Annotated in this window: 12 protein-coding genes; 10 read left to right on the forward strand and 2 right to left on the reverse strand. The window is 57.0% G+C overall.

Annotated elements, in window-relative coordinates; all coding sequences use genetic code 11:
• Nucleotides 1-53: 53 nt before the first annotated feature.
• From gbdR to etfB, 7 genes are all read left to right on the forward strand, one after another.
• Nucleotides 54-1,199, forward strand: a complete 1,146-nt coding sequence (gene gbdR, locus NF683_RS09155) for a choline metabolism transcriptional regulator GbdR (protein ID WP_089039342.1) — start codon at nt 54-56, stop codon at nt 1,197-1,199.
• Between the two features lie 218 nt (nt 1,200-1,417).
• Complete coding sequence (locus tag NF683_RS09160; protein WP_089039341.1) at nt 1,418-2,395, forward strand: dipeptidase; 978 nt, start codon at nt 1,418-1,420, stop codon at nt 2,393-2,395.
• 79 nt (nt 2,396-2,474) lie between these two features.
• Nucleotides 2,475-3,020, forward strand: a complete 546-nt coding sequence (locus NF683_RS09165) for a 4-vinyl reductase (RefSeq protein WP_089040921.1) — start codon at nt 2,475-2,477, stop codon at nt 3,018-3,020.
• Between the two features lie 24 nt (nt 3,021-3,044).
• Nucleotides 3,045-5,117: a dimethylglycine demethylation protein DgcA gene (gene dgcA / locus NF683_RS09170; protein WP_089039340.1), complete on the forward strand. Its 2,073-nt coding sequence runs from the start codon at nt 3,045-3,047 to the stop codon at nt 5,115-5,117.
• A 200-nt stretch (nt 5,118-5,317) separates the two neighbouring features.
• Nucleotides 5,318-7,321 (forward strand): (Fe-S)-binding protein, encoded by a 2,004-nt coding sequence (locus NF683_RS09175; protein WP_089039339.1) that lies wholly within the window; start codon nt 5,318-5,320, stop codon nt 7,319-7,321.
• Nucleotides 7,318-8,601: an electron transfer flavoprotein subunit alpha gene (gene etfA, locus NF683_RS09180; protein ID WP_089039338.1), complete on the forward strand. Its 1,284-nt coding sequence runs from the start codon at nt 7,318-7,320 to the stop codon at nt 8,599-8,601. Before NF683_RS09175 ends, etfA begins: the two co-directional genes overlap by 4 nt.
• Nucleotides 8,591-9,433 carry an electron transfer flavoprotein subunit beta gene (gene etfB / locus NF683_RS09185; RefSeq protein WP_089039337.1) on the forward strand — a complete coding sequence of 281 codons (843 nt, stop codon included), beginning with the start codon at nt 8,591-8,593 and terminating at the stop codon, nt 9,431-9,433. The genes etfA and etfB overlap by 11 nt, the downstream gene beginning before the upstream one ends.
• A gap of 157 nt (nt 9,434-9,590) precedes the next feature.
• Here the strand turns inward: etfB and NF683_RS09190 are convergent, their stop codons facing one another.
• Both NF683_RS09190 and NF683_RS09195 read right to left on the reverse strand, forming a co-directional pair.
• Nucleotides 9,591-10,478, reverse strand: a complete 888-nt coding sequence (locus NF683_RS09190; RefSeq protein WP_089039336.1) for a DMT family transporter — start codon at nt 10,476-10,478, stop codon at nt 9,591-9,593.
• A gap of 67 nt (nt 10,479-10,545) precedes the next feature.
• Nucleotides 10,546-12,126, reverse strand: a complete 1,581-nt coding sequence (locus NF683_RS09195; protein ID WP_089039335.1) for a BCCT family transporter — start codon at nt 12,124-12,126, stop codon at nt 10,546-10,548.
• A 244-nt stretch (nt 12,127-12,370) separates the two neighbouring features.
• On the opposite strand from NF683_RS09195, the gene fdhA reads away from it, so the two are divergent.
• The 3 genes from fdhA (at nt 12,371) to fdhF (ending at nt 18,323) form a co-directional block, all read left to right on the forward strand.
• On the forward strand, nt 12,371-13,564 hold the full coding sequence (gene fdhA, locus NF683_RS09200; RefSeq protein WP_009724036.1) for a formaldehyde dehydrogenase, glutathione-independent: 1,194 nt from the start codon (nt 12,371-12,373) through the stop codon (nt 13,562-13,564).
• A 179-nt stretch (nt 13,565-13,743) separates the two neighbouring features.
• Nucleotides 13,744-15,462 (forward strand): NADH-ubiquinone oxidoreductase-F iron-sulfur binding region domain-containing protein, encoded by a 1,719-nt coding sequence (locus NF683_RS09205; RefSeq protein WP_089039333.1) that lies wholly within the window; start codon nt 13,744-13,746, stop codon nt 15,460-15,462.
• Nucleotides 15,463-15,473: 11 nt separating this feature from the next.
• Entirely contained in the window at nt 15,474-18,323 is a 2,850-nt protein-coding gene (gene fdhF / locus NF683_RS09210; RefSeq protein WP_089039332.1) for a formate dehydrogenase subunit alpha, read from the forward strand.
• Nucleotides 18,324-18,544 lie beyond the last annotated feature (221 nt).

The raw sequence follows: 18,544 nt of genomic DNA on the forward strand, positions 1-18,544 counted from the left end.
CTATACTAATAAAAAGAAAAACTGATGATCTAAAGGTGACGGAGGGTAAATCGATGACATCAGACAAAGCAAAAGACCTGACAGCAAATTTCCATCGTGCGGGCGAGCCGCAAACCCTTGGTTTTCTCCTGTTAGATAATTTCACGCTAATTTCCCTGGCTTCAGCCATTGATCCTTTGCGGATGGCCAATCAATTGGCCGGCCGTGAACTATACCGCTGGTATACCCTGACCCAAGATGGCTTGCCGGTACGTGCCAGTGATGGGTTGCAGGTAACGCCTGACGCCTCTATGCACACCCCCTTGTCGCTAGAGTGGGTCGTTGTGTGCGGAGGAGTGGGGCCTCAGCATAGTGTTACTCGTGAGCATGTGCGTTGGCTTCAGTCGCAGTCGCGTCAACTAAGACGTTTAGGCTCGGTATGTACGGGGAGTTGGGCGCTGGGTCAGGCAGGGCTGCTTGATCACTATGAGACCAGCATCCATTGGGAGTGCCTGGCTTCCATGCAGGAAGCTTTCCCTAATGTCATTCTGACGACCTTTCTGTTTTCGATTGACCGGGATCGATTCACGGCGTCTGGCGGCACAGCGCCGCTCGATATGATGCTGAACCTGATTGCTCATGATCATGGACGTGAGCTGTCGGCAGGTATCTCCGAGATGTTTATCTATGAGCGTGTGCGTAACGAGCAGGATCAGCAGCGCGTGCCGCTTAAACATGTGCTGGGTACTACACAGCCTAAGCTGTTGGAGATCGTCGCATTGATGGAATCCAACCTTGAGGAACCGATCGAACTCGATGAGCTCGCTCGTTATGTTAATGTTTCGCGTCGTCAGTTAGAGCGTCTGTTCCAACGCTATCTGCTCTGCTCGCCATCGCGTTATTATCTCAAGCTGCGCTTAGTGCGCGCTAGACAGCTGCTCAAGCAAACGCCTTTATCGATCATCGAGATTGCTTCCGTTTGTGGCTTCGTTTCTACGCCCCATTTTTCTAAGTGTTACCGTGAATACTTTGGCGTACCGCCAAGAAATGAGCGTCTCGGGGTGCACGATCGGCAAGGCAATAATCACGCCAAGTCGCCACCGCTGATCAAACGCTGGGGAGGCGAACCCAATACCAATGAGCCTTTCTCAAGCGCTCAGCAGGCGCTGGCGTGTGCTCAGGGAGAGCCTACCTTTGCCAGCGTGACGCTGTTGGACTGATATCTCCTGCGCAGCCAATGATGAGAACGTGCTACCCAGCGTCGGGTAGCACGTTTTTTTATATCGATGCCACGCTGCTGCAACTATCAAAAGATCTCAAGTAGCTGTCGTGTTCACGACACAATGACGTTTTTGGAATTTCCGTCGTCGTTTCCAAGAGCAGCCCAACCCAACGTCAGCGCTATGCTCGCTACATAAATCAATGTTGGAGCTTAGCTATGACACCCTCAGAACTGCACGATGACGCTATCGTCATCGATGGCTTGATTATCGCCAAATGGAATCGTGAGCTGCTTGAGGACATGCGTCGCGGTGGTTTGACAGCTGCTAACTGCACTGTTTCGGTGTGGGAAGGGTTTCAGGCCACGGTCGATAATATCGTCAAGTCGAACCAACTGATGGCCGAGTGTAGCGACCTGGTACGCCCGGTACGCACCACCGCTGATATCACGCGTGCGAAAGAAGAGGGCAAGACAGGGATCATCTTTGGTTTCCAGAATGCGCATGCGTTTGAGGATCAAATCGGCTACGTAGAGATCTTCAAGCAGCTGGGCGTAGGCATCGTGCAGATGTGCTACAACACCCAGAATCTAGTGGGAACCGGCTGCTACGAGCGTGACGGCGGACTGTCTGGCTTTGGCCGTGAGATTGTCGCTGAGATGAACCGTGTTGGCATTATGTGCGATCTCTCTCATGTCGGTGCCAAGACCTCTGAAGAGGTGATTCTCGAATCCAAAAAGCCGGTCTGTTATTCCCACTGCCTGCCCTCCGGTCTCAAAGAGCACCCGCGCAACAAATCCGATCAAGAGCTTAAGTTCATTGCTGACCATGGCGGTTTCGTCGGTGTCACCATGTTCGCGCCTTTTCTCAAAAAGGGCATCGACTCCACCATCGAAGACTACTGCGAAGCGATCGAGTACGTCATGAATATCGTTGGTGAAGATGCTATCGGCATTGGCACTGATTTCACCCAAGGGCACGGTCAAGAGTTCTTCGAGTGGCTGACTCACGACAAGGGCTACGCCCGTCGTTTGACAGACTTTGGCAAGATCATTAATCCCAAAGGCATTCGCACCATCGGAGAGTTCCCCAATCTCACCGAGGCGCTCCTTAAGCGCGGCTTTAGTGAAACTCAGGTAAGGAAGGTCATGGGTGAGAACTGGGTGCGCGTCCTCAAGGATGTCTGGGGCGCCTAAACGCTTGCTCCATAAGATTTAGGAGCGATGGGATAAGCCTGCTCCTTAGCCAAGAATAATGATGTAGAGGATGATACCCGTGACCAAACTGGCCCCCGCACTGCCTATCGAAGTCGATAGTGAAACCGGCGTCTGGACGACTGATGCGCTGCCGATGCTCTATGTACCACGGCACTTTTTTATCAACAACCATGTAGCTGTCGAAGAGGCGCTAGGTGCTGAAAAGTACGCTGAAATCCTCTATCACGCTGGCTATAAGAGCGCCTGGCACTGGTGTGAGAAAGAAGCCGAGTGCCATGGCCTCGAAGGTGAAGCCGTTTTTGAGCACTACATGCTGCGTCTCTCTCAGCGTGGCTGGGGCCACTTCATCACCGAACAGATTGATCTTGACGCTGGCACGGCTCAGGTGCGGCTAGAACATAGCGCCTTCGTTTACCAACTGGGTAAGGTTGGGCGCAAGGTCGAGTACATGTTCACTGGCTGGTTTGCTGGGGCCATGAATCAAATTCTCGCTGCACGGGGTAGTTCACTGCGCACCGTTGCTGAGCAGACGCAGAGTGCTGCCGAACCCGGCTGTGATGTCGGCGTCTTCGCTGTCAAACCGCTGCCCGATGCTGCCCACTAACCCTGGGTACGAGGAGAGATAACCATGGCATTTGACGCAATCTTTGAGCCAATCGAGATCGGCAAGCTGACCATCCGCAACCGTGTGGTCAGTACCGCCCATGCCGAGGTGCATGCCACTGACGGTGGTATGACGACTGAGCGCTACGTCAGGTATTACGAAGAAAAATCTAAGGGTGGCTGTGGCCTGTGTATCTGCGGTGGCTCATCAGTGGTGTCTATTGATAGCCCCCAGGGTTGGTGGAGTTCGGTGAACCTTTCTACCGACCGCATCATTCCACACTTTCAGAATCTGGCGGACGCCGTGCACAAGCATGGTGGCAAGATCATGATCCAGATTACCCATATGGGACGCCGCTCACGCTGGGACGGCTTCGATTGGTCGACTCTGGTATCCCCCTCTGGTATCCGCGAACCGGTCCACCGCTCCACCTGCAAGACCATCGAAGAGGAGGAGATCTGGCGCATCATCGGTGACTTCGCCCAGGCCGCGCGCCGGGCCAAGGAAGGCGGCCTCGACGGCGTCGAGCTGTCCGCCGTTCACCAGCACCTGATCGACCAGTTCTGGAGCCCGCGGGTCAACAAGCGCGAGGACCAGTGGGGCGGTAGTTTTGAAAATCGCATGCGCTTCGGCATGGAAGTGCTCAAAGCGGTGCGCGCCGAAGTGGGCGATGACTTCGTGGTGGGTATGCGCATTTGTGGTGACGAATTCCACCCAGATGGCCTCTCACATGAAGACATGAAGCAGATCGCCGCTTATTACGATGCCACTAAAATGGTCGACTTTTTCGGCGTCATCGGCTCTGGCTGCGACACTCACAACACGCTCGCCAACGTTATCCCCAATATGTCTTATCCACCGGAGCCTTTTCTACATCTGGCGGCGGGGATCAAGGAAGTGGTGAATGTGCCGGTGATCCACGCCCAGAATATTAAAGATCCCAATCAGGCCCAGCGTATTCTCGAAGGGGGCTACGTGGATCTGGTGGGCATGACCCGGGCGCATATTGCTGACCCTCACCTGATTGCCAAGATCAAGATGGGGCAGATAGACCAGATTAAGCAGTGCGTGGGGGCTAACTACTGCATCGACCGCCAATACCAGGGCCTGGATGTACTGTGTATTCAAAACGCGGCCACCTCGCGGGAATACATGGGTCTGCCGCATATCATTGAAAAGACCGAGGGCGTTAAGCGCAAAGTTGTGGTGGTTGGCGGTGGCCCCGGCGGTATGGAGGCAGCTCGCGTTGCTGCTGAGCGCGGTCATGATGTCACCCTGTTTGAGGCGGCTGACGCCCTGGGTGGGCAGATCACTATCGCTGCTCAAGCTCCGCAGCGCGACCAAATCGCCGGTATCACTCGCTGGTACCAGCTGGAGTTGGCACGCCTGAAAGTCGACCTGCGATTAGGGGCTCGTGCCGATGAGGCAACCTTGCTGGATCTACGCCCCGATATCGTGGTGCTCGCCACCGGTGGCCAACCCTTCCTTAGCCAGCACCCCGAGTGGGGCTATTCGGAGAATGCTGAGGAGAGCCTGGTGGTCAGCACCTGGGATATTCTCTCAGGCAAGGTGGCACCCGGAAAAAACGTGCTGATTTATGACGCCATTTGCGAATTCTCCGGCGTCTCAGCGGCAGATTTTCTAGCTGATAAGGGCGCCAAGGTCGAAATCGTCACCGACGATATCAAGCCCGGCGCGGCGGTGGGCGGTACCACCTTCCCCACCTACTACCGAAGCCTGTACGAGAAAGAAGTGATCATGTCCTCTGACTTGATGCTGCATAAGGTCTACCGCGAGGGCGACGGCCTAGTGGCAGTGCTCGAAAATGAGTACACCGGTGCCTTGGAAGAGCGAGTGGTTGATCAGGTGGTCGTCGAAAACGGCGTGCGTCCTGACGAGGCGCTTTATTACGCCCTCAAAGAGCAGTCTCGCAACAAAGGGCAGGTGGATCTGGAGGCGCTCTATGCCATCCAGCCTCAGCCCAGCCTGAGCGAAGAAGGGGACGGCTTTTTACTCTTCCGCCTGGGCGATTGCACGGCACCGCGTAATACCCATGCGGCCATCTACGACGCCCTGCGAATCTGCAAGGACTTTTGACCTGAGCGAGAGCCGGGGCGCCGGTGGTAGACCGTAGCGAGGGTCATTTGCCATGGCCGTAAAACAGTTCCATACGTTTACGGCATTTCCGCCATCCATGGCGGTCAGATGGCAAATGTAGCGCCCAGGGATGGGTTTACAGCGCCCTCGCAGAGGTCTGCCGCCGGAGCAGCCCCGCCGCGAAAGATGAGGTGAGTACCATGCTCGATACGCTCTTGCCGATACTGATTTTTACTGCTCTGGCCCTGGCAGTAATCGGCGCTGTACGCCGTATACGCCTGTGGCGTCAGGGGCGCCCCTCGCGGGTGAACCTACTCCAGGGGTTGATGGCCCTGCCGCGCCGCTATTTGGTGGATCTGCACCATGTCGTGGGGCGCGACAAAATGATCTCCAATACCCACGTAGCCACCGCCGGAGGCTTCGTGGCTGCCGCCGTGCTGATGATCCTGGTGCATGGTCTGGGTATCGCTAACCCATTGCTAGGCGGGTTGCTGTTACTGGCTAGCACCTCCATGTTCGTCGGTAGCCTCTTCGTAGCGCGTCGGCGGCTTAACCCTCCTGCACGGCTCTCCAAAGGCCCCTGGATGCGGCTGCCAAAGAGCCTGATGGCGTTTTCGATAGGCGTTTTCCTGATCACACTGCCCACAGTAGGTTTGTTGCCTGAAGGGTTAGTAGAAGGCAGCGGTAGCTGGCTTCTGGCGCTGGTGTTGGCGGGCGTCGTGGTTTGGGGCCTGGGCGAAATGTTCTTTGGCATGACCTGGGGCGGCCCAATGAAGCACGCCTTCGCTGGCGCCTTACATCTCGCCTTTCACCGCCGTGCCGAGCGCTTTGGTGGTGGCCGGTCAACGGGGCTCAAAGCGCTGAACCTGGAGGATGAAGCGGCGCCTCTGGGCGTGGAAAAGCCTGCCGACTTCACCTGGAACCAACTGCTGGGCTTCGATGCCTGCGTGCAGTGCGGCCGCTGCGAGGCGGTGTGCCCTGCGTTTGCTGCTGGCCAACCGCTCAATCCCAAAAAGCTGATTCAAGACATGGTGGTGGGTTTTGCCGGTGGTAGCGATGCTGGCTATGCCGGTTCTCCTTATCCTGGTAAGCCAGTGGGAGAGCACCAAGGCGCTCCCCATGCGCCGATCGTGGCGCCTGTTGTTATGAAAGAGGGAAAGGCGTTGGTTGACGCCGAGACTCTCTGGTCGTGCACGACCTGCCGTGCTTGTGTCGAGGAGTGCCCAATGATGATTGAGCACGTGGATGCGATTGTCGATATGCGCCGCCACCTGACCTTGGAGCGGGGCAAGACACCCAATAAAGGTGCTGAGGTGCTCGACAACCTGATTGCCACTGACAACCCCGGCGGTTTCGACCCAGGCTCACGGCTCAACTGGGCGGCGGATCTTAACCTACCGCTAATGGCTGACCTAAAGCAGGTTGATGTGCTGTTGTGGTTGGGGGATGGCGCCTTTGATATGCGTAACCAACGAACCCTACGTGCCCTGGTTAAAGTACTGCGTGCTGCCGAAGTAGACTTCGCCGTGTTAGGTGCTGAAGAGCGCGACAGTGGTGATGTGGCAAGACGATTGGGCGATGAAGCGACGTTCCAGTCCCTGGCTAAGCGCAATATTGCCACCCTGGCCAAGTATCGCTTCCAGCAGATTGTCACCTGTGATCCGCATAGTTTTCATGTGCTGGGCAATGAGTATGGCGAGTTGGGTGGTGCCAACTACGAGGTGCGCCACCACAGTACCTTTATTGCTGAATTGTATGATGCAGGACGGCTGACCTTTGCTCCCTGGAAAGGTGGCAGTGTTACTTATCACGACCCATGTTATTTGGGACGCTATAACGGTGAATACGAAGCCCCGCGGCGAGTGCTTAAAGCGCTGGGCATCCAGGTGGCCGAGATGGAGCGCTCTGGGTTCCGTTCGCGCTGCTGTGGCGGCGGCGGTGGGGCGCCAATCACGGATATTCCTGGTGAGCGCCGAATTCCCGATATGCGCATGAATGACGTTAAAGAGAGCGGCGCCGAGCTGGTGGCGGTGGGCTGTCCACAGTGCACTGCCATGCTGGAGGGCGTGGTGGATGCCAGCGCTGAAGTGCGCGATATCGCCGAACTGGTAGCTGATGCCCTGGTTGAGCGTCCTGCTGGCGATGTGTCTGGCGTATCCCGCCGAACCACTGCAGTGACGACTGCTGAAGAGGTGACCTTATGAGTGAGATTATTCGCCGCGATCCGCGTCGCGAGTGGATCGCCCGGAACCGTCTTCATCCAGACCACGCCAGTGTGCTCGCCGCTCTTGGTGTAAACAGTGAGGGCGGCGGAGCAGCCAGTGAGTGGCTGGGGCCCAACGGTGTGGTGCGTAAGAATCCTCGCGCCATTGGTTTTATCGGCCCCAATGGCATCAAACGGATTGATCGTAGCGGCCTCCAGCAAGGTGGACAGGCCGCCGCGACCACCACGGCGGCCCGCGATAGTCGCCGTGGGGTGACCATTGATCAGCCCGCCTTTCTGGTAGCAGTAGTACCCGACCTGACCGGTGGCCGCCTTTCAAGCCATGATAAGGATCTGTTGGGGCTAGCCAGACGCGTGGCGGATGCCGACGCCGAACAGCCTGGTGCCGTGGTGGCGGTCTTATTCGGCGAGCATAAGGAAGAAGCGCTTGGTGAAGCCGGGATCGATCGTGTCGTGCATCTTGATGATGAACTTTACGCTGGGTTTGCTCCCGAGGCACGGCTGGCGGTGTTAAGTGCCGTCGAACGTGAGATGACGCCGCGCTTCTGGCTGTTGCCGGACTCGCCCCTAGGCGGGGCTGATCTGGGGCGGAGGCTTGCCTTACGCCTGGGTGAACGCGCTGCCACGGGGGTGTGGCAGGTGGAAGTTGATAATGAGGCTTCCTTGGGGTGGCGCTGCACTGCCCGTGGCGCCGCTGGAAGCCTGGATATCCAGCGCCCTCTGCCGCGGGTTGCCCTGGCACTGGCAGAGTGCGCTGAGCCGGTGGATGAGACGCGGCATGCGGCCGAGCGCCAGACCTTGGCGGCGCCTATTCCCACCACTTTATCGCGCATTGAAGACCTGGGGCAGGTGGCAGTGGATCCCGCTGGTGTGGCGCTGGCCGAGGCTGAGTTCATCCTCTCTGCTGGCAATGGTGTTAAACAGTGGGACGCCTTCCACCATGCTGCGAAAGTGCTCGGTGCTACCGAAGGGGCCTCGCGTGTCGCGGTGGATGACGGCTTTATGGCTCGTGATCGGCAGGTAGGTGCAACCGGCACCTGGGTAACCGCCCGAGTCTATATGGCGGTGGGTATTTCAGGCGCTATCCAGCACCTACAGGGCATTCAGCGCTGCGACAAGGTGGTGGCCATCAATCTCGATCCGGGGTGCGACATGATCAAACGCGCAGACCTGGCGGTGATAGGCGACAGCACGCAAATTCTTGCTGCGTTAGTGGCGATGGTGGAACAGCAGCGAGGAGGGCAGCGCGATGCGGCCTGAACAACAGCAAAAACAACAAAAAACGGGTATCGACGTAGCGGTGCTGGTCTCCATAGGCCGTCACCCCACAACCGGTCGTGCGAGGCGCGCCGAGCAGGATGCACGGGGTCTGGAGCTTGCCCTAGCCATGGAAGCAGAACTGCCGGGTAGTCGGATTGACGTACTGCACGCTGGTTCTCAGGATGTCGACAGCGAGGCAGCTCTGCGCAGTTACTTAGGTATGGCCACAGGCGTTGGTATGGGGCTTGAGTCCATGACTTTGCTGGAGCAGCCTGAAGGCAGCGATGCTATTCTGCCGCTGGTGGAACATTTAGCCGCTACCTCACCTCAGCTAGTGATCACCGGTACCCGGGCCGAGCGCGGAGAAGGTTCTGGGCTTTTGCCCTATGCGTTGGCGGAGCATCTCGGTTGGCCGTTAGTGAATAGCTTGGCATCGATAGAGACGGTGGAAAATGGCGTGGTAACGCTGCTTCAGGCGTTGCCACGGGGCCAGCGTCGCCGTCTCAAGGTGCGCTTGCCCGCCATCATTAGCGTGGATGAAGCAGCGCCAGCGGCGCGTCAGAGCGCCTTCGGCCCGGCTCGTCGAGCCACCTTCTCGGTGGCGCCCACTACCTCTGAAGCCGACAGTGAGTTGGCCCAGTGGCACTTGAGCCCCGCACGTAAACGGCCTAAGCGTCTGAAAATCATCAAAGCCGCCTCTGCAAGAGACCGCTTCAAGGCGGCGGCTTCCAAAGCCGAGGGCAAGGGCGGGCAAGTGCTTACCGACGTTACCCCTGAGCAGGGCGCCGAGGCGATCTACAAGTTGCTCAAGGAAGAGGACGTGCTGCGCTGAAGTCTTTTGATCACGGCATGTTAGCACTCTTAAAGCCCGCCCTTTATTGGCGGGCTTCTTGTTATCTATTATTTAATCTCTGAGTCTTTATTTTCGAAGCCTTTACGTTTTAAGTCTTTACGTTCTCTGTCGTTATCTTCTTCTATGTTGTTATGACCTATTTGCCAGCAAAGCCAGGGTAAAGCCGCAGGCGCTGTCTTTCTAGATGTAACCCCATCCAGGCGTGTAGTACTAGCACCGTGATGACGATGACCCCGCCCAATAGTGTTGATGCCGTTGGCGTCTCGCCTAATAGCCACCACACCCATAGTGTGCCCAATGCGGTTTCCACTAGGTAAAACAGTGCCACCTCGGTAGACGGCAGGTAACGGGTGGCGCTATTGATCAGCACCGTGGCCAGAGGCATCTGCACTAGCCCCATCAGTGCCAGCACGCCATAACGCTCGGCATCAAGCGCCAGCGGCGAGGCCATGGGCAGAGCAATTGCTGCTGAGAGCAGTCCGCCACCAGCAATCACCGTCATGGGGTCAATGGCGGGATAGCGGCGTAGCAAGGTCAGGTTACCGCCGATGGCCGCCGCAGCCGTTAAGGCATACAGGTTACCCGCCAGCATTCCCATGGCGCCTTCGCCCAAGAACACCAAACCCATACCCAGCATGCAGACGGCAATGGCTACCAACGTTCTTAGCGGCACCTTTTCATGTAGGAAAACCCGTGAAAACAGTGCGGCAAACAGTGGCGCTGTGCTCAGTATTACTACCACGTTGGCCACATTGGCGTTCATCACTGCGAGTACGAAGAGGCTCGACATTAGACCCAGCAGCAGCGCTGAGGCAAGTGACGAAAACGGATGGCTTCTCAGTGCCCCTAATCGATTACCCACACAGCACAGGACTCCCAGCACGCAGAACATCAAGAAACCGCGCCAGAATACGATAGTCCAGCCATCGGTATTGGCTAGGCGGATCAGCAGACCGTCGAAACTGAGGAACACCACGCCCAGTATCACCATGGCCAGACCGCGCTGGTAAGAATTTGACTGCATTGTCTTGGTTCCTGGTCGGTAAAAGAGAGCAACCGCCCGCTGGTTGGGCGGGCGGTTGCGGGGGAGATTACTTGGCGGTTTTGGGTATTGCGTTAAGTTGTTGCCACTCCTTATTAAGGCCTATGTAAAGGCTGACGCACATCATTAATAGTACCAGTGTGAAGGGCAGCCCCGTGGCTACCGCGCCTGCCTGAAGCGCACTGAGCGCGGTGCTACCGCCGCCATACAGCAGCACTCCAGCAATGACGCCTTCAAGTGCGGCCCAGAAAACACGCTGGCCCTTAGGTGCATCGGTTTTGCCACCGGCGGTGATGTTATCGATTACCAACGAGCCGGAGTCTGATGAAGTGATGAAGAAAACCAGCACCAGGATAATGGCTAGTGTTGACGTTATGCTGGTGAGAGGCAACTGTTCCAGCATATGGAACATGGCGAGTGAGACATCACCAATGCCGTTGGCCAGTTCGCCTATGCCGTTAGTCGCCTGAAAAAGAGCTGTACCGCCGAAGGCGCTCATCCAAACCAGCGTGACTAGCGTTGGTACCAGCAGTACGGCAATTAGAAACTCCCGAACGGTACGTCCACGCGAGACGCGAGCGATAAACATGCCGACAAACGGAGACCAGGAGATCCACCACGCCCAGTAAAAGATGGTCCAGCCGTGGTACCAGGTGTCGTCCTCGCGTCCGATCCAGTTCGACAGCGGCAAAAGGTGGCTGACATAGTCTAGCGTTGTGGTGCCAATCCCTGTCAATATCATCAGGGTCGGGCCTGCTATCACAACGAATAGCAGCAGTATCGCCGCGATGATCATATTAATGTTTGAGAATAGCTTTACGCCACCGTCGATACCCCGCCATACCGAGAATAGTGCAATCACCGTGACCACTAGGATGATCGCCAGCTGAGTGCCAATAGTGTTGGGGATGCCGAACAGATAGGCGAGCCCACCTGCCGCTTGGGTAGCGCCAAAGCCAAGCGAGGTGGCGAGGCCGAAAATGGTGGCGAGTACGGCAAGAATATCGATGATATGACCTGCCCAGCCGCGGGTATGCTCACCTAGAAGTGGATAAAAGGCGGAGCGAAGCGTGAGTGGCAAGCCCTTATTATAGGCAAAGAACGCCAGCGAGAGTGCGACGACTGCGTAGATTGCCCACGGGTGCAGCCCCCAATGAAACATGGTCGCGCCCATGGCAGCACTAGCGCCTTCCGGCGTGCCTGCGGGGGCGTTGAGGGGCGTACCGTACCAGTCGGTGTAATAGGCCACTGGCTCAGCAACGCTCCAGAACATTAGGCCGATACCCATACCCGCCGCAAAAAGCATGGCGAACCAGGACGTGCGCGAGTACTCCGGCTTGGCATCGCTGCCGCCCAAACGAATTCGCCCGAGGGGCAAGCAGATCAGTACGAGGCAGAACACCACAAAGGTATTGCCTGCAATCATAAACAGCCAGTCAAAGTGTTCAATTGACCAGTTCTTGGCAAGCCCTAGGTGCGTGTTAGCGGCATCCGGGTAAACCAGTGCGTAAAGAATGAATAGCAGAATGGCGAGAGCAGAGAGTGGGAATACGGGGTTATGAAAATCTAACCCCATTATCTGAGTATTGTCCTGTCCGGGCGACAGGACAGGATCGTCATTGTTCTTCATTAGATGTCCTTGGTGGCTATTGTTAGATATCGGCTATGCGCCCGCATCGCCGACACAACGGATTGTTGGGCCTGTTTCAGGGTAAGAGTGTCGTGAAAGCGACCTCTAGCTATTCGTCTTGGCTAGGATGTCTTGAATAGATATGTGAGTGCCTTTGTGGGGTAAGTCCTTAGGCACGGAGGGGATAGGGTGGGAAAGCGCAATCCACCATCAAGCGCACAACAATAAACAACAGGAGCTAGCCATGAATGCAGCCAACCGCGGAGTGGTCTATAAAGGGCCGGGTGAAGTCGCCGTCGAATCTATTGCCTATCCTGAGCTCGCCATCGGTAATCGAAAGTGTGAGCACGGCGTCATTCTTAAAGTCGTCACCACCAATATCTGTGGCAGCGACCAGCATATGGTGCGCGGCCGCACCACTGCGCCATCCGGCTTGGTGCTGGGTCACGAAATCACTGGTTTGGTGGTCGAGTGTGGTCGCGACGTCGAGTTTATCCAGCCCGGCGATCTCGTCTCGGTGCCGTTTAATATTGCCTGCGGTCGCTGCCGTAACTGTAAAGAAGGCCGTACCGGCATCTGTCTAAATGTGAACCCCTCTCGTCCAGGGGCTGCTTACGGCTATGTCGATATGGGTGGCTGGGTGGGTGGCCAGACCGAATATGTCATGGTTCCCTACGCGGACTTTAATCTGCTGAAGTTCCCGGACACCGATCAAGCGATGGAGAAAATCAAAGATTTAACCCTGCTGTCCGATATCTTCCCCACCGGCTTCCACGGTTGCGTTACTGCTGGTGTCGGCCCCGGTAGCACTGTTTACATTGCCGGTGCTGGCCCTGTGGGTCTGGCGGCGGCAGTTTCTGCGCAGTTGCTTGGCGCGGCTTGTGTGATTGTCGGCGATATGGTCGAAGACCGTTTAGCTCAAGCGCGAAGCTTTGGCTGCGAGACCATTGACCTGACCCAGGACGGCGACATGGCCGACAAGATTGAGGTGATTCTCGGCGAGCGTGAAGTCGATGCCTTTGTCGATTGTGTTGGTTTCGAGGCCCACGCCTGCGGCTGCAACCATGGTAAAGAAGCACCTGCGACCGTGCTGAACTCGGCGATGTCGCTAACTCGCGCGGGCGGCCAAATCGGTATTCCTGGCCTGTATGTGACCGAAGACCCAGGTGCCGCTGATGATGCCGCTAAGCAGGGTGCTTTGAGCATGCGCTTTGGCCTCGGCTGGGCCAAATCCCACAGTTTTCATACCGGACAGTGCCCGGTAATGAAGTACCACCGCCCGCTGATGCAGGCTATTCTATTCGGTAAAGTTAAGATCGCCGATGCGGTAAATGTACAGATGATCACTCTGGATCAGGCGCCCCAAGGATATGCCGATTTCGATGGCGGAGCCGCCAAGAAATTTGTCATCGATCCCCACGGCAGCGTGCCTGCATAAGCCGGAAGTAACTGCCCGTCCGTAGAGGAGACGAGATAGATAGTTCGAGGTAGATAGTTCGAGGTAGATAGTTCGGTATAGATAGTTCAAGATTGATAGTAAGACCCTAGACGGCACCCCGCGGGGTGCCGTCTTCGTTCATTCGGCATCACGCCGATCAAAATAATAATGAGTGACCCATGACCGTCCAGACCGTGACCCCCAAGCGCCGCTTTCGCGGCAAGCCCCGCGGCCGTGAACTCGATCCCATTCGTCTTGAGGGATTGCGTGAACTGCTGGGCGATGAACGCAACGATGCCGCATTGCGCCGCCGCGATTTATTGATTGAACACCTGCATACTCTTCAGGATGCCCGAGGGCATTTGTTGTTGGCAGACCTGCGTGCCCTGGCAACTTATATGAACCTGCCGATGGCAGCGATCTATGAGACAGCTACCTTTTACGCTCACTTCGATGTCATCCATGACGACCAGGAAGTGCCCCCGGCGTTGACCATCCGCGTTTGCGACTCTCTGGCTTGCCAGTTAGCTGGCGCTGAGGCGCTTAAAGCGCAGTTGGAAGCAAATGTCGATATCGAGCAGGTACGGGTGTTGCGCGCCCCATGCATGGGGCGCTGCGACACTGCGCCCGTCGTGGAGGTTGGCCATCGCCACTTGGGTCGAGCCGACGCGGCTCAAGTTCAGGCAGCTATCGATGGCGACGACACTCACCCCGAACCTATCGATTGGCAACGACTTGATAGCTATCGCAGCGAGGGTGGTTTTGCATTGTTTCAGGCCTGCCGCAACGGGGAAGTAACGGTCGAAGCACTGATGGAAGCGATGCAGCAGGCCAACCTTCGCGGTTTAGGGGGCGCGGGTTTTCCTACTTTTAAGAAATGGCACTTTGTGCGTCAGGAGGCTGGCCCTCGCTACTGTGCCATTAATGCTGACGAAGGCGAACCCGGTACCTTTAAGGATCGTTATTATCTGGAGCGTTCGCCGCACCAGTTTCTTGAAGGTGCCTTGGTCAGTGCTTGGGCGGTAGACGCCGAGGCGCTGTATATCTACCTACGCGACGAGTATCCAGCGTTACATGTCGTGCTGCGCGAGGCAATTGGCGAGCTTGAGGACGCTGGCCTAGTGGCACCGGGATATATCGTGCTGCGCCGCGGAGCGGGTGCTTACATCTGCGGCGAAGAGTCGGCGATGATTGAGTCCCTGGAAGGCAAGCCGGGCAAGCCCCGCCATCGTCCTCCGTTTGTGGCTCAGAAAGGGCTCTTTGATCGCCCAACGCTGGTCAATAACGTCGAGACCGTCTACTGGATTCCGATGATCTGGCAGCGCGGTGCTGAGTCTTTCTCCAGTCAGGGCCGCCATGGCCGCGTGGGGCTGCGCAGTTTCTCGGTTTCGGGGCGAGTTAAGCAGCCTGGCGTTTATCTGGCGCCTGCTGGCATCACGCTAAGCGAGTTAATTGACGAGTATTGTGGCGGCATGGCGGAAGGTCACCGCTTGGCGGCTTATCTACCTGGAGGCGCCTCTGGCGGCATTCTGCCCGCCACTAAAGCCAATATTCCTCTCGACTTCGATACCCTCCAGGAGCACGGCTGTTTTATCGGTTCCGCTGCGGTGATCGTGCTTTCTGATCAGGATAACTTACGCAGTGTGGCGACCAACTTGCTGGCTTTCTTTGCCGATGAGTCCTGTGGCCAATGCACGCCGTGTCGGGTGGGAACCGAAAAAATGCTCACCCTGCTTGAGCGTAATGAATGGGATGCTGGGCTTATGACGCAGCTTTCCCAAGTGATGATAGATGCCTCTATTTGCGGGCTGGGACAGGCGGCACCTAACCCAGTATTGGGCTTGCTCAAGAATTTTCGCAGTGAACTGGCTGCCCAGAACGTTATCGTCAAGGGATAAGGGAGATCAGCATGAGTGAACAGAGCTTAAACCAAAGCTTTACCCTGACCCTGGATGGCGTTGACGTCAGCGCTTACCCCGGTGAAACCCTCTGGCAAGTCGCCAAGCGTGCCGGCGAGACCATTCCGCATCTGTGTTTCAAGGATGCCAGCGGCTATCGCGCCGACGGCAACTGCCGTGCTTGTATGGTGGAAATCGAGGGCGAGCGCACCTTGGCCGCAAGCTGTCTGCGCGAAGCGGCGCCCGGTATGGTGGTTAATAGTGCCAGCTCTGAACGCGCGCACACGGCCCGCAAGATGGTCATGGAAATGCTGCTGGTCGACCAGCCTGAGCGGGAAGAGAGCCCCGACAGCTCAAGCCATTTCTGGGCCATGGCTGACCAGTTGGCCATTGATGCCACGGCAGTGCGCCGCAAGCTGCCCAAGCGCGAAGAGCGTGAGACAGCTACCGTGCACCATGTGGCGACTAGGGTGGGTAGCCTGGAGCAAGACAGCAGCCACTCTGCCATGCGCGTTAACCTTGATGCCTGTATTGAGTGCAATCTGTGTGTGCGTGCCTGTCGCGAAGTACAGGTTAACGATGTTATCGGACTGGCTCACCGTGGGGCGGCGTCTAAGATCGTATTTGATTTCGACGACCCCATGGGGGACAGTACCTGTGTTGCTTGCGGTGAGTGTGTTCAAGCTTGCCCCACTGGAGCTTTAATGCCTGCCACCCTGGTGGATGAGCAAGGGCACGGAGACTCTGCTGTGGCTGACCGTAAGGTTGACTCAGTGTGTCCCTACTGCGGGGTTGGCTGTCAGCTTACCTACCATATCAAAGACGATAAGATCCTTTATGTGGAGGGCCGCGACGGTCCTTCAAACGAGAACCGACTCTGTGTTAAAGGTCGCTTCGGCTATGACTATCCGCGCCATCCATCTCGGCTTGTTACCCCGCTGATTCGTCGCGAGGGTGTCGCAAAGGGGATCGATCCAGACTTCGACCCTGCCAAGCCCTTGACGCATTTCCGCGAGGCGAGCTGGGGCGAAGCCCTTGAGGTGGCCGCCAGCGGGCTTGTGAACCTTAAAGTGAATCATGGCCCTGATGCCTTAGCGGGATTCGGCAGTGCCAAGTGCTCCAACGAAGAGGCGTGGCTGTTCCAGAAGCTGGTGCGTACCGGTTTTGGCTCCAACCATGTGGATCACTGTACCCGCTTGTGCCACGCCAGTTCGGTAGCAGCGCTCATGGAGTGTATCGGCTCCGGTTCGGTAACCGCTTCCTTTATGCAGGCCAGTCAGGCCGATGTAGTGATTCTTACCGGCTGTAATCCCGCGGTAAACCATCCGGTGGCGGCCACCTTCTTTAAACAGGCCGCCAAACGCGGTACCAAGATAGTGATACTCGATCCCCGTGGTCAGGCGTTGGATGCCTACGCCCATCGCAGTGTTCGCTTTTCACTGGGTACGGATGTGGCGCTGTTTAATGCCATGCTCAATGTGATCATCAGCGAAGAACTTTATGACACGGCCTATATCGCCGAGCATACCGAAGGCTTTGAGGCGCTCAAAACGCATACGGTGGACATGACCCCCGAAGCGATGAGCGGTTTGTGCGGTGTTGAGCCAGAGACCATTCGCGAAGTGGCTAGGCTTTATGCCAACGCCGAGCGGGCAATGATTTTCTGGGGCATGGGCATTTCTCAGCATACCCATGGGACCGACAACGCCCGTTGTTTGATCTCGCTGGCGCTGGCTTGCGGCCAGACCGGTCGCCCTGGCACCGGCCTGCACCCTCTGCGGGGGCAGAACAATGTTCAAGGGGCATCTGATGCCGGCCTGATTCCCATGGTGATGCCGGACTACCAGCCGGTTAGCGATGCGCAGGTACGCAGTGCTTTCGAAGAGCTGTGGAATACCAAACTGGATCCCACACCGGGTCTCACCGTGGTGGAAATTATGGATGCTATCACTGCGGGCACCATTCGCGGCATGTATATCCAGGGTGAAAACCCGGCGATGTCCGATCCAGATCTGGCCCATGCCCGGGCCGCGTTGGCCAAACTAGAGCACCTGGTGGTACAGGATCTTTTTGTCACTGAAACCGCTCAATTCGCCGATGTCATTCTGCCGGCCTCCGCCTGGCCCGAGAAGGACGGCACCGTCACCAACACCAATCGGCAAGTGCAGATGGGGCGTGCGGCCTTGCCACTGCCGGGCCAGGCCAAGCCGGACTGGTGGATTATCCAGGAAATGGCCAAACGCTTCGGCCTCAACTGGAATTACCAGCATCCGCAGGACGTTTTCGCCGAGATGAAGCAAGGTATGGCCTCTCTCGACCATATTTCCTGGGAGCGTTTGGAGCGCGAGCAGTCGGTGACCTACCCTTGCCCAGCGGAGGACGCACCGGGGCAAGACGTAGTCTTCAGCGAGGTCTTCCCTACGGCCAGTGGCCGGGCGAAGTTCGCGCCTACGCGTCCGCTGCCACCGGATGAGCCGGTAGATAACGACTATCCGACGGTGCTGACCACTGGCCGTCAGTTAGAACACTGGCATACCGGATCCATGACCCGCCGCGCCAAAGTGCTCGATGACCTGGAGCCGGAAGCCGTGGCGAGCTTGGCGCCCGCTGAGCTTATCCGGCTGGGGTTGGCACCTGGCGATGACCTAACGATCACCACCCGGCGAGGGGCCATCACCCTCAAGGTCAGGACGGATCCGGGCATGCCTGAGGGGATGGTTTTCGTGCCTTTCTGCTACGAGGAGGCGGCGGCGAATCTACTCACTAACCCGGCGCTGGATCCGTATGGAAAGATTCCAGAGTTCAAGTACGCCGCTTGCCGGTTGAGCCGCCCGGAAACCCATATAAAGCGAGTTAGTTAGTCAGCATTTACTGAAGACAGTAGTAGTTGATCAGGCGCTTAATAAAGGGCGCCTATCAACCAGCCACTCGGAATGATCGGTTGGGTCAGGTTGTAGCGTTGTCTGCCTCGAAATTGTAGAGCCAGTAAAGGCCTACGGGAGCTTAAATATGGTGTGTGAAAACCCATTGATATGACGGCTAGATCGGCTTCAATGGTGGAAAGGGAGGCAATCTTAGTTGA

Origin of the sequence: Halomonas sp. MS1 (assembly GCF_024182575.1) — a bacterium.
Taxonomy (GTDB): domain Bacteria; phylum Pseudomonadota; class Gammaproteobacteria; order Pseudomonadales; family Halomonadaceae; genus Vreelandella.